The sequence below is a fragment of the Baekduia sp. genome (assembly GCF_035318805.1).
In the GTDB taxonomy this organism is placed as follows: Bacteria; Actinomycetota; Thermoleophilia; order Solirubrobacterales; family Solirubrobacteraceae; genus Baekduia.
Genome location: NZ_DATHDY010000062.1, coordinates 20,710 through 32,873 on the forward strand (window position 1 = coordinate 20,710; position 12,164 = coordinate 32,873).

The 12,164-nt window shown below is 70.2% G+C and carries 9 protein-coding genes and 1 pseudogene; 7 read left to right on the forward strand and 3 right to left on the reverse strand.

What is annotated here, in order from left to right; genetic code table 11:
* Positions 1-79 precede the first annotated feature (79 nt).
* The 5 genes from VK501_RS14150 (at position 80) to VK501_RS14170 (ending at position 7,005) form a co-directional block, all read left to right on the forward strand.
* Positions 80-694: a carbonic anhydrase gene (locus tag VK501_RS14150; protein ID WP_349261016.1), complete on the forward strand. Its 615-nt coding sequence runs from the start codon at positions 80-82 to the stop codon at positions 692-694.
* A 58-nt stretch (positions 695-752) separates the two neighbouring features.
* Complete coding sequence (gene cynS, locus VK501_RS14155) at positions 753-1,223, forward strand: cyanase (protein WP_324338337.1); 471 nt, start codon at positions 753-755, stop codon at positions 1,221-1,223.
* A gap of 260 nt (positions 1,224-1,483) precedes the next feature.
* Positions 1,484-1,705, forward strand: a complete 222-nt coding sequence (locus VK501_RS14160; RefSeq protein ID WP_324338339.1) for a hypothetical protein — start codon at positions 1,484-1,486, stop codon at positions 1,703-1,705.
* Between the two features lie 479 nt (positions 1,706-2,184).
* Entirely contained in the window at positions 2,185-3,546 is a 1,362-nt protein-coding gene (locus VK501_RS14165; RefSeq protein WP_324338341.1) for a sugar ABC transporter substrate-binding protein, read from the forward strand.
* Positions 3,547-3,627: 81 nt separating this feature from the next.
* The gene (locus tag VK501_RS14170; RefSeq protein ID WP_324338343.1) at positions 3,628-7,005 is read left to right on the forward strand and encodes a GAF domain-containing protein; all 3,378 of its coding nucleotides are present in this window, start codon (positions 3,628-3,630) and stop codon (positions 7,003-7,005) included.
* Positions 7,006-7,088: 83 nt separating this feature from the next.
* Here the strand turns inward: VK501_RS14170 and VK501_RS14175 are convergent.
* A pseudogene (locus VK501_RS14175) lies at positions 7,089-7,367 on the reverse strand (acetyl-CoA hydrolase/transferase C-terminal domain-containing protein); the annotation flags it as partial.
* 1,658 nt (positions 7,368-9,025) lie between these two features.
* Here VK501_RS14175 and VK501_RS14180 point away from each other — a divergent pair.
* Both VK501_RS14180 and VK501_RS14185 read left to right on the forward strand, forming a co-directional pair.
* A complete protein-coding gene (locus tag VK501_RS14180; RefSeq protein WP_324338347.1) occupies positions 9,026-9,991 on the forward strand; it encodes an NAD(P)-dependent oxidoreductase in 966 nt (321 codons plus the stop codon).
* 3 nt (positions 9,992-9,994) lie between these two features.
* Positions 9,995-10,360: a hypothetical protein gene (locus VK501_RS14185; RefSeq protein WP_324338349.1), complete on the forward strand. Its 366-nt coding sequence runs from the start codon at positions 9,995-9,997 to the stop codon at positions 10,358-10,360.
* Positions 10,361-10,581: 221 nt separating this feature from the next.
* On the opposite strand, the gene VK501_RS14190 is transcribed toward VK501_RS14185, so the two are convergent.
* Together VK501_RS14190 and VK501_RS14195 are read right to left on the reverse strand one after the other, a co-directional pair.
* Positions 10,582-10,980 carry a Na-translocating system protein MpsC family protein gene (locus VK501_RS14190; RefSeq protein WP_324338351.1) on the reverse strand — a complete coding sequence of 133 codons (399 nt, stop codon included), beginning with the start codon at positions 10,978-10,980 and terminating at the stop codon, positions 10,582-10,584.
* Positions 10,981-11,085: 105 nt separating this feature from the next.
* Positions 11,086-11,847 (reverse strand): sigma-70 family RNA polymerase sigma factor, encoded by a 762-nt coding sequence (locus tag VK501_RS14195; protein WP_324338353.1) that lies wholly within the window; start codon positions 11,845-11,847, stop codon positions 11,086-11,088.
* Between the last annotated feature and the right edge of the window lie 317 nt (positions 11,848-12,164).

The following is a 12,164-nucleotide window of genomic DNA, read 5'->3' on the forward strand; positions in this document are numbered from 1 at the left end:
GGGCAATTCGTCTTTCCAATTATGGTGCCTGGCCGTCACGCTGTGCCCCATGCAGTCCACACCCCAACAGCACCACACGATGCAAAGCGTCGTCGAAGGCGCACTGCGGTTTCAGCGGGAAGTCCATCCGACCCGCGCCGACCTTTTCAGCGCCCTCGCTGACGGGCAGGCTCCGGAAGTCCTGTTCGTGAGCTGCTCGGACTCGCGAGTGGTCCCGGAGCTTCTTACGCAGCGCGACCCGGGAGAGCTGTTCGTCATCCGCAACGCGGGCAATCTGGTTCCTGCCTACTCGGCCTCGCCGGGGGGCGAGGCGGCCAGCATCGAATACGCCGTGGCGGCCCTCGGGGTCAGAGACATCGTCGTGTGCGGCCACTCCGGATGCGGCGCGATGACTGCCGTCGCCGCCGGCACCGACCCAGCACTTCCCGCCGTCGAGAGCTGGTTGCACCACGCCACGCCGCCGAAGGTCGCCGGCGCCTCAGCGCCTCACGCGCCCACCCCGGCCGAGATCGACGAACTGGCCCGCGAGAACGTGCGGCTGCAGTTGACCAACCTCACCACCCATCCGTCGGTCGCCGCAGGCCTGGCCGAGAACCGCCTGCGCCTGCACGGCTGGCTCTATGACATCGCGACCGGCCAAGTCCACGCCCTGGACCCGGGCACCGGACGCTTCCTTGCGCTCATCGACGCCTGAAGCGCCGATCGGCAAGCGATCCACCTCCTCACCATAAACCCCAACACCGAAGGACACCATGATCCACACCGACGCGACCCCCACCCAGCGCAGCGCGCTGACCGCCGCGATCATCGACGCCAAAGCCCGCCAGGACCTCTCCTGGCAGGAGCTCGCCGATACCACCGACCTCAGCCTCGCCTACGTCACCGCCGCGTTGCTGGGCCAGCATCCGCTGCCCGCCGACGCCGCGGCCGCCCTGGCGGCGAAGCTCGGACTCAGCGACGAGCAGACCCGCCAGCTGCAGGCCATCCCGGTGCGCCGGTCCATCCCCGACGGGGTTCCCACCGACCCAACGATCTACCGCTTCTACGAGATGATCCAGGTCTACGGCACCACGTTGAAGGCCCTGGTCAACGAGCAGTTCGGCGACGGCATCATCAGCGCGGTCAACTTCAAGCTCGACATCAAGAAGGTCGACGATCTGGCCGGCGGCTCGCGCGCGGTGATCACCCTCGACGGCAAGTTCCTACCCTACGCCCCGTTCTAGCCCGCGCGCGGCGTCGACGTTCACCGCGAGCTCCGCGCGATCGGTCGTCGACGCCAGGCATTTGAGCACCGCCGCCCGCGCCTTCTGGCGCGGGCTGGCCGCCCACATCGGCTGATTCCGTCTCGGAATCGATCACTGCTCAACGGCAATGGAAGCACCCGCCGATCGGCGGGAGCAGAGAAGCATGCCCAATCACTTCCACCGATTGGGACACACACATGGAAGGAAGGCTCAACATGAAACCGACCCGAACGCATCTCATGATGCTCGCCGCCCTCAGCACGATCTCGATCGCCGCCCCCGTGTCGACCGCGGCCGCCGCCACGACCGCTCCCGCGTCCATCGTCGACTCCGGGTGGGGCGGCTCGCCCGCCACGCTCCCAGCCAGCGGCCCGGCCGACGGGCAGACGGCCAAGGTGACCGGCCCGACCCTCATCGGAGATGTCTTCAACGGCCCCGTCATGATCGTCGTCTCCTCCTAGGGGAACACTGGCCCGGAGGGCCAGGTTCCCTTGCGGGTGTTCGCCCAGGGGGCGAAACGCGCGGCGGGTTAGGGACCCACGCTCCTAGGGGAACGCTGGCCCAGAGGGCCAGGTTGACCAGCGAGCGGCACCACCATATCCGGCGTGTCCGGTCACGCCCGTTGATACCACCGGCGCCGGTGTCGCCTTCGCGGGCGCGTTTCCTGGTCGCTCGCCCGGGGTGATGATCTTGTGGCGCGTTACCGGACGCAGCCTCGCCTGCGACGCTTCTTTCCGGCCGGCGCGAGCTGTCGGCATGAGCGCCCGGCGTCGTTCAACTCGCCCATGTCGGCGGGGAGTAGCCTCTCCCGCGGAGCGGTTCTTGCTCGCGAGCGAGGCACACACCGCCGCCTCGCGGTGGGCGAAACCCTCAGCAACATGGCGAAGCCCGCGCACGCCAACCCCGCCGGAGTTCGCTCACGCGTTGAGCAGGGACCGCCATGAGCCGCAGGGCGGGGCGCCTTGCCTTGGTCGCAGGTCTGTTCGCGATTTTGGCTGCGGTCCTGGCTGGCTGCGGCGGCGGCGACAAGGGCCGCAGGTCGAACCGTGGCAGCTCGATCAACGTCGCGATCGTCAACAACCCTCAGATGCAGGACCTCGCCCGTCTCACGCCGTCGTTGTTCACCGACAAGACCGACATCAAGGTGAACTACACGATCCTCGACGAGGGCACCTTGCGTGAGGTCACCACGCGCGACGTTGCCGAACGTGGCCGTGAGTTCGACGCGGTGATGATCGGCCCATACGAGGCGCCGCAGTTCGGCAGGGACGGCCACATCATCGACCTCACGCGTAGGGCCTCCTCCGACAGGGCCTACGACCTGGACGACGTCATCCCGTCGGTGCGGAACGCCCTGTCGTACCAGGGCAGGCTCTACGCGTCGCCGTTCTACGGGGAGTCCTCCTTCCTGATGTACCGCAAAGACGTCCTGCGGCGCGCGGGCATCGAGATGCCCGCCCACCCCACCTGGAGACAGGTGGCGGACATCGCCCGGAGGATCGACACGCCCGGCAGGGCCGGGATCTGCCTGCGCGGCAAGGCCGGCTGGGGCGAACTCGGCGCTCCGTTCACCATGGTGCTGAACACGTTCGGTGGAACGTGGTGGTCCGCGAAGCCGGACGGCTCGGTGGGCCGGGCGATGGTCGACCAGCCTCAGTTCCGAAGGACGCTCCAGTTCTACGCCGACCTCGTCAAGGACGCGGGCGAGAGCCACGCCGCGGGCGCGGCCTACAACGAGTGTCTGGCGCAGTATCGGAGCGGCAAGGTCGCGATGTGGTACGACGCGACCGTCGCCGCGAGCAACCTGGAGGCCGACGACAGCCCCGTGAAGGGGAAGACCGGCTATGTCCCCGCCCCGGTCGAGCGGACCAGGGCGGCGGGCTGGCTGTGGTCGTGGGCGCTCGCCGTTCCGACGTCGGCGCGCAGGGAGGACCTCGCCTGGCGGTACATCGCGTGGGCGACCGGGCCGCAGTACGTGAAGGAGGCCGGAACGAGGAGTCCCGGCGGCTGGGCGGCGATCCCACCCGGCACCCGCCGATCGACCTACGAGATCCCCGAGTACAAGAGGGCCACGGCCGCGTTCGCGCAGCCGACCCTCGACGCGATCGAGTCCGCGCCGGTCGGCGACCCGGGCACGACGAAGCGGCCGGGTCTGCCCGGCACCTTCTACGTCGGCATTCCCGAGTACCAGGACGTCGCCGACCGGTGCACCGAACAGTTTTCGGGTGTCATAGCCGGCAAGTTGTCGATCGGTGCGGCGCTCGCGAACTGCCAGAACATCGCGTCCCGCGTCGGGCAGTGACCTGACCTGCCCGGGCCCCGGGGCCTCGCCTTGTCGCAGAGCATGGGATCCAGGAGAATCCCCCTCGTCAGAGAATTCGCCGTGCGGCCGCGACATATCGCCCGAATAGCGCTCTTTCTTGCGCTGACCGCCGCGGGCTTCATCATCGCCCGCGCGCTCGCCGAGCGCGATGCGCAACGCGAGTCCGAGCGCCGCGCCGAGGTCGCGGCAGTGCAGATCCGTGGCCGCCTCACGCATGCTGCGTCGCTCACCGAGAGCCTCCGGCGGTTCATGCTGGATCGCAGCGGCAGTGGGGTGACGAGCGACCAGTTCACGAGAAACGCGTTGCGGTGGCTCAGCCCGGCGCACTTCTCGGCCGCCGCATGGGTCGAGCAGGTTCCCGATGCACGGCGCGCGGCGTACGAGCGGCGTCTCGGGCAGGCGATCGTGACGCCCGACGAGCGCCACAGGGTCGTGCACGGCGGATCGCGCTCCTCCTATCTGCCGGCGACGCTGGTCTCGGGCTTCCCTCCGATGGCCGTGCCCGGCATCGATCTGAGCGGCGTACCCGGCATGTCGGCGGCACTCGCTCGCGCGACCCGCATCGATGGCGTGGCCGCGACCCCGATGGCATCCCCGAGCGCCGGCATGAGCGGGCTCTTTCTCGTCGTGCCGGCGCCGAATCTCATCGGGGAGGTCCTCCGCCCGGGGTACGTGGCGCTCTTCGTGTCGGACCTCGGGTTGCGTGCGGCAGCCACGGGCGCACCGATGGTGCAGGTCAGAGCCGCCGGCGCTGCGACCGGAGCCCGTGGTGCAGCGGAGACATCCAGCATGTCGTTCACGGCGGCAGGCCAGCGATTCGACGTCGTCGTGCCTCGGGAACCGGTCGAGGGTCCTGCGGCGGTCCTGCCCTGGATCATTCTGGCCGGCGGCCTCGTCGTCGCCGCCCTCGGCGGTGCGCTGGGGCTCTACGCGGCGCGACGAGCCACGGCGCAGGAGGAGCTTGACCGCATCTTCACGCTGTCTCAGGATCTGATCGCGGTTGCCGACTTCAGCGGACGGTTCACGCGCGTCAACCCGGCCGCTGAGAAGATTCTCGGCTACACGGAGGAAGAGCTCCTCGCGCGCCCGTACGTCGAGCTCGTCCATCCGGCCGACCGGGACAGCACAGTGGCGGAGGCGGACGCGATCGCGCAGGGAAAGATGACGGCGTCGTTCGAGAACCGTTACCTCCACAAGGACGGCTCCGTCAAGGTGCTCGACTGGACGACGACGCCCGACGTCGAGAACAGGCACATGTACGCGGTGGCACGCGACGTGACCGAGCGCCGCAAGACCGAGGCGGAGGCGAAGCGACTCGCAGACGAGCAGGCGGCGCTGCGGCGGGTCGCGACCCTCGTCGCGCGCGACGCGTCTCGAGCTGAGATCTTCGCCGTGATCGCGGAGGAATGCGCGCGGCTGTTCGGCACCGAGGACATAGGGATGGTCCGCTACGAGGGCGATCGCGACCAGGTCGTGATGGCCAGCTCGGGTGCGTTCAAGGCCATCTTTCCGAGCGGCTCACGCCAGCCGCTGGGAGGCGACAATGCCACCTCGCGCGTGCTTCGGACAGGGCGGCCGGCACGGATCGACGACTACGGGCGAGCGAGCGGCCCGATCGCGGAGGCCATCCGCCCGATCGGCCTTCGCTGTGCCGTGGCCACGCCCATCATGGTGGAGGGCCGGCTCTGGGGCGCCATGGTCGCGGGGACGACCGGGGAGGAGCCGTTGCCGCCGGAGACGGAATCCCGCCTCGGCCAGTTCACCGAGCTGATGGCGACCGCCATCGCCAACGCCGAGTCGCGTGCCCAGGCCGGCCGGCTGACCGAGGAGCAGGCCGCCCTGCGGCGGGTGGCGACGCTCGTCGCGAAGGAGGCGCCGCCGGCGGAGGTGTTCGCCAAGGTTGCCGGGGAGCTGGCGAACGTCCTCGGCGACGTCGATTGCTCGCTCTTCTGTGACGAGGGCGACGGGATCGCGAGCGTCGTCGCCCTTGCGGGCGCCGGCGTTTCGGCCGGCCTCCGCGTGGGCACGCGCCTCCCGGTCGACGGCGGTGGGGTGATCGCGTCCGTGCTCCGCGAAGGACGAGCATGCCGGATCGACGACTACTCTGCTCTCGCCGGCGATGGCGCCGGCGCCATCGCCCAGCGCGGCCGTGAGCTCGGGATCCGCTCGGCCGTCGCATGTCCGGTCGTGGTCGGTGATCGGATCTGGGGGGCGATGGGCGCCGCGAGATACGAAGCCGAGGCGTTCCCGCCCGAGACCGAGACGCGCATCGCCCAGTTCGCCGACCTCGTGGCCACCGCCATCGCCAACGCCGATGCCCGCGCGGAGGTGGAGCGGCTCGCGGAGGAGCAGGCCGCGCTGCGGCGGGTCGCGGTGCTCGTGGCGCGAGGAGCGCCGCCGGAGGACGTGTTCGCGGCGGTCGTCGCCGAGGCGGGGCGGGTGTTTCCGACCGGGCACGTGGGCATGGGCCGCTACGAGTCCGATGGTGCGTTCACCGTCCTCGGCAGCAGTTCAGTGGCGGGCGTGCCGGTTGGCAGCCGTTGGCCTATTGGGGACAAGAACCTTGCGACACTCGTGTTCGAGACGGCCCGTCCGGCCCGCATTGATGACTTTGCCGGAGCCACAGGCGGGCACATTGATCGGGCGCGAGAGGCGGGCGTCCGCTCCTCAGTCGGGATGCCGATCATTGTCGAGGGCCGGCTCTGGGGCGTGTTCACCGTCGCCACGAGCCGGGCGGAGCCGCTGCCGGCCGACACCGACGAACATTTCGCTGCCTTCACCGATCTGGTGGCGACGGCGATCGCAAACGCCGAAGCGCAGACAGAGGTGGCGGCGTCGCGGGCGCGGATCGTGGCAGCGACCGACGAGGAGCGCCGGCGCGTGGTGCGCGACTTGCACGACGGCGCCCAGCAGCGGCTGGTGCACACCGTCGTCACGCTCAAGCTGACACAGCAGGCCGTCCACAACGGGGAGCAGGACGTCCCCGCCCTGGTCGGCGAGGCGCTCGACAACGCCCAGCAAGCGATGGCCGAGCTGCGAGAGCTCGCGCACGGCATCCTGCCGGTGGCCCTCACCCAGGGCGGGCTTCGCGCGGGGGTCGACGCACTGGCGTCGCGGATGCCGGTGCCTATCGAGATCGACGTGACCGTGGGTCGGCTGCCTGCCGCAATCGAGGCGACCGCCTACTTCGTCGTCGCCGAGGCGCTCACCAACGTCGCCAAACACGCTGACGCCCGACACGCCGAGGTATCGGCGCGGATCGAGCACGGCACGCTCGTGGTCCACGTGCGCGACGACGGCGTCGGGGGCGCCCGGCCCGACGGCGGCGGCCTCATCGGCCTGGTGGACCGGCTCGCCGCCGTCGACGGCGAGCTCCGGGTCGACAGCCCGGCCGATAGCGGCACGCTCGTCGCGGCCGCCATCCCCCTCCCCGGCTAGCTCCCGCGTCCCGTCGAGCGCTCGCGCGTCGACTCCGTGCTCGCAGCCACGCGATCGAGCCGACGGACCGGTGATGCTCGCCGGACGCGGATCCGGCAGCGACCCGAGCTCGTGGTCGACTTGAGGACGATGAAGCCTTGGCCGCCGGGCGACCACATCGCGCCGCGGGCGAAGTCGGCCTGGCCGCCGCTGGAGGACCACGGCCGGCCGGCGATCGTCTCTGAGGCGCGCTGGCCCATCAGGTCGACTTCGGTCGTGGCGTTGATCGAGACGAAGTTCGGCTCGCGTGCGACGACCATCGGGTGGTTGACCTCGTCGACGGGCAGCATTTCCACGGACGGGTTGTCGTCGAGCCAGTCATAACTGTAATCAACTACCGGACCTCCGTCACGACCTTCCATGACGGCCGGGGATCCTCGATCTCGACCTAAGGGCACCGCAACAGCGACGCGATGACGAGGTCCCGCTGGGATCGGCGTCCGCCGTGGCGCCGGGCACAGGGCGCTTCGGGCCGAGCACCGCGCTTCGGGGGCGTGTTGTCAATGGCCACTTCGCGCCTCACCAGGCAGTGCGGAACGCAAGCCCGGGCGCGGCGCCTCGTGCTCGCCGGCGCGCAGCAGGCGGGCGGTACGCAGTTCGTACCTTTTGATCTCGGCGTCGACTCTCCGGTCAAGGGCAACGCGACGGTGGTCTCGATACAGCATCCCAACCTCCGGACTCGTGGTGTCCGACGCAACGCGCCATAGCTGAAGGATGCCCGCTACGGGGCCGAGGGTCACGGTGGGGAGCGGCCATCTGCTGCTCCTGCCAGCCCGACACCCCGCCACCTGCTAACGGGCACGGCGTCCTAGGCCACGGCGCGATGGAGACCGCGGTCAAGGGCGGGACGGGGCGTTTTGGGGGCGCGCCACCGCGTCCGCGAGTTACCATCAAGGCCATCATGTCCAGCATTCTTCGGACGTTCCGGACTCGTGGGGACACGATGGACCTTCCTGGCTTCCATGGTAAGGAAGAGGTCGTCGGTTCGAATCCGACAGAGGGCTTCATCGGGTCGCCCTGCTACGGCAGGGATTTTGCGTTTTCCAGCCCGAGTGGTTTCCGCCTCTCGCGGTGCTGGTGGGGCGTTTCTGGGGCCGTCTGGGGCGCGAGCGGTGCCCCAGCTCGTGCCTCTTCCGAAGCTCGGGGGAGGGTGGTGGCGTTGCTTCGGCGACAGGGTCGCATCGGTTCTCAACCGACTGCCCAAAGCCAAGCACCGGAGCGCCGAGCGCTGGCGCCGTCAGGAGCGTGTCGGCCGTACGACCCTGGGCGAGTTCTTCTCGGCAATCATCGCCGAGGCGCCTGATCGGAACGAGCAGCGAGAGCGGTGCGCTGCCCGTCGCACGGAAACCAACCGCCTCTCTGGGAGCGACCCCACTCGCGCTGTCAGGCGATAGCGATAGCGCGCCGGCCAAACGGCGAGGACGCTCGGGTTTCGTCCCCTGCGAGCGTGAGCAGTGCTGCCATCGACGCGTTCGCTGGCGCCCACGGTGCGCTGCGGCCTGGAATTCGACTCCGTCGACGTGGTCGTGGCGGCGGACGGGTCGCCGTACGCGAGTCTCGACGGCTGCACGGCCGAGGAATGCCACTCCAGGCTGGGCAGGGGATCGTCGGCCATCTGGTCTCGGGGCCAGTGCTGGTCGGGACCGCGGGGGAGCAGCGGCCGTGCGTCACGCTGCCCGGGGGGCTGCTGCGAATCGGGCTGCGGCAGCCATGGCGTGGTCGGTTGGTCAGCGCCCGGATCTACGTCAACGGCTGGAGGGTACGTAGGGTGCGGGGGCGCGGGCTGCGCGCGCCAATCCAGCTCGCCGCCTTGCGCGCGGCCGGGTTCGGGTCGTGATCGTGGCCCGGACGAGCACCGGGGGGACGGCGGTGCACACGCGCCGTTGTCGGACGTGCGCGCGCTGAGCCACGCGCGCTGAGCACTGTCCGAGGCGGCGCTTCTATCTCGTCTTCGAGGGCAGATGAGACGAAGGGAGTAGTCATGAAAGTCTTCGTAGCCGGCGCCACGGGGGTTCTCGGCAGGCAGCTCGTCCCGCAGCTCGTGGCGCGGGGTCACGAGGTGGTCGGGATGACCAGCAGCGCGTCGAAGCAGGACCTGGTGCGCAGCCTGGGAGCGCGCCCGGTCGTGGCCGACGCTCTCGATCCCGACGCGGTCGCCCAGGCGGTGGCGTCCGCCGAGCCCGAGGTGATCGTGCATCAGCTCACGGCGCTGTCCGGGAAGCTGTCCGCGAGGGACATGCGGCGCCCCGACCGCTCCTCCGCGGCGACCATGACCAACCGACTGCGTACCGAGGCGACGGACCATCTCTTGGCTGCCGGCGGCGCCGTGGGGGCACGGCGCTTCGTGGCGCAGAGCTTTGGGGCGTTCCGATTCGCTCGCACGGGCGGGCCGGTGCAGACCGAGGCCGATCCCCTCGATCCCAACGACCCGCCGGCGGCGCTGCGGTCGGCGCAGGCGGCGTACCTCTACCTGGAGCGGGCGGTGACGACGATCGAGTGGGGCGAGGGTCTCGCGTTGCGCTACGGCGGCTTCTACGGTCCGGGGACCTCGATCAGCCTGGCTCCGGATGCGCAGATGGCGGCGCCGATCCGCCAGCGCCGGTTCCCGATCGTCGGCGACGGTGGTGGCGTCTGGTCGCATGTCCACATCGAAGACGCCGCGGCGGCGACCGCCGCCGCGGTCGAGCAAGGCCAGTCGGGTGTCTACAACGTCGTCGACGACGATCCGGCGTCGGTGCGGGAGTGGCTGCCGGTGCTGGCAAGCGCGCTGGACGCCAAGCCGCCAAGGCGTGTCCCGCGCTGGCTGGGGCGGCTGGCGGCCGGTGAGGCGGCGACCGTCATGATGACCGAGGCGCGGGGTGCCTCGAACGAGAAGGCGAAGCGCGAGCTCGGCTGGCAGCCGCGCTATGCGAGCTGGCGGCCGGGCTTCGCGCAGGGACTCGGCTGAGCGATGACCGAGGAGGAGTTCGACGAGCTCCGCCCGTCGGCGTTCGCCCTCGCCTACCGGATGCGCGAGGTGTTCGACGAGCCCCACGACCGGATCGCGGAGATCGTCGGCACGAGCGAGCAGAACGCCTGCCAGCTCGCCACACGGGGCCCGCCGCCACGTGGAGGAGCGGCGCCCCGGTTCGAGGTCTCGCGCGTGCAGCGCGACGAGCTCGCGACCCGGTTCTTCGCGGCCGCCGAGGCGGGCGATCTCGGAGGGCTGGAAGGGCTGCTGGCCCACGACGTGGTCCTCCGCGGCGACGGCGGCGGCAAGGCGCCCACCCTCGCACGTGCGCTCCACGGCCGCACCAGGTGGCGCGCACGCTCCTGATGGGATGGCGGCGCCTCGGCACCCGCCTCGGCGGCCTCACCACGCGCCGCGAGGAAAGAAACGGGCAACCAGGTGCGCTGCTCTTCGACCGCGAGGGCAGGCTGATCAGCGTGATGATCCTCGACATCGCGGAGGGCCAGATCCACGGCGTGAGCTCGATCTCAACCCGGACAAGCTGCGGCACCTGGGGCCGGTGGCCGACCTGGGCGCGCTGCTGCGGATCAGCGTCGCGGGCGATCGTTCCTCTTCTCCGCGCCGAGGTAGAACACCTCGGAGGACACGTCGTGGACGGTGTCGATGCCGCTGACGAACGCGCGGACCTCGCGCCCGGTCAGGCGCTCGACGGCGTCGCAGAGGTCGCGTTCGCGGGCGTGTTGGAAGAACATGCGGATGTCGCGCAACCGTTGGTGTTCGCCCAGTTCGGCGAGGCTGCGCTCCGCCGGGGTGAGCGAGTTCTCCAGGCTGGTGATGATCGTGTCGGGCCCGGCGTAGTTGGTACGCGCGCGGGTGGGCCCGCGGCCGAAGAGGTCCTTGTAGAGGCGGACTATCTCGTTGGAGATCTGCGTGGTGAGCGTCTGGCCGGATTCGTCGACTTCGTCGATCTGTGCTGTGGGGGACATCGATCAACCTCTCGGGTCCTCAGGGGCAGGTAGCGCGCGCCGCGGAGGACGGTGAGAATCGAACGCACGGCGCGTCAAACTCGACATACCCGGACCGCGCCCCAGCTAGGCCGTCACCGCGGCCAGCGATCGCAGGTGCTCGAGACTCGTACGGAGCACGCGCGACACGTGCATCTGCGACAGGCCGACGATCCGGCCGATCTCGGCCTGGGTGAGGTCCTGCTCGAAACGCAGGCGCAGGATACGCCGGTCGCGCGCGGGCAGCCGGGCCAGCAACGGCGCGAGCGTCGCGCGCTGTTCGGCGGTGTCGTAGCCGTCGTCGGTGGCGCCGAAGCACCGATCGAGGATCGTCTCGTCGTCCTCTTCGTTTGGCCTGGCCGTGGTCGACAGTGACATGAACCGACGCGCCGACAACGCCTCGCGGGCGTCGAGGACCGCGCCCCTGTCGAGGCCGGTGGCCCGACCGATCTCGGCCACCTTGGGTGAGCGGCTGAGCGCTCGCTGTAACTCGGTGGCCGAGCGCTCGACGATGAGCGCCCGCTCGAGAAGGTCGCGCGGGGGCCGGACCGCCCAGCCGCGGTCGCGGAGGTGGCGGCGCAGCTCGCCCGACATCGTCGGCAGCGCGTAGCTGCTGAACGCGTTGCGGCGGCGGGGATCGAACCGATCGATGGCCTTCAACAACCCGAGCGAGGCGATCTGCAGGAGGTCGTCGAAGGGCTCGTGGCTGTTGGCGTATTGATTGGCGGCGTAGCGGGCCAACGGCAGGTAGCGCCGTACGAGCTGGTCGCGGATCGCTGGATCGCGCGTCCGCGCGTAGCGGTCCAGCATCGCGGCGTCCCGCTCTGGCGCCGGGGCGGCGACGCTCACTAGGTGAGCTCCTTCCGGCGCAGAGCCCTCGTCTCGCGGGCGTCATCGCTGGATCGTCGGTTGTCCGCGCGGGGTTCGGTGGCGGTCCGACGGGCGTGCTGCGCGAGCAGCGCCTCGGCCGGCGCTGAGCGGAGCATCCGTGCGTAGCGTCGCACCAGCTCCAGTTGGGCGTGTCGCGAGGCCGCGCTCATGCGACCGCCGCATGGGGCTCGACTGACACCAACGTCGCGAGGCCGCGAACCGCCTGAGGCTGCTCTGAATGCATGGGACTCCCTCAATGATCGTAGAAACGAACTCTGAGAGCGTCGTGGAGCGCT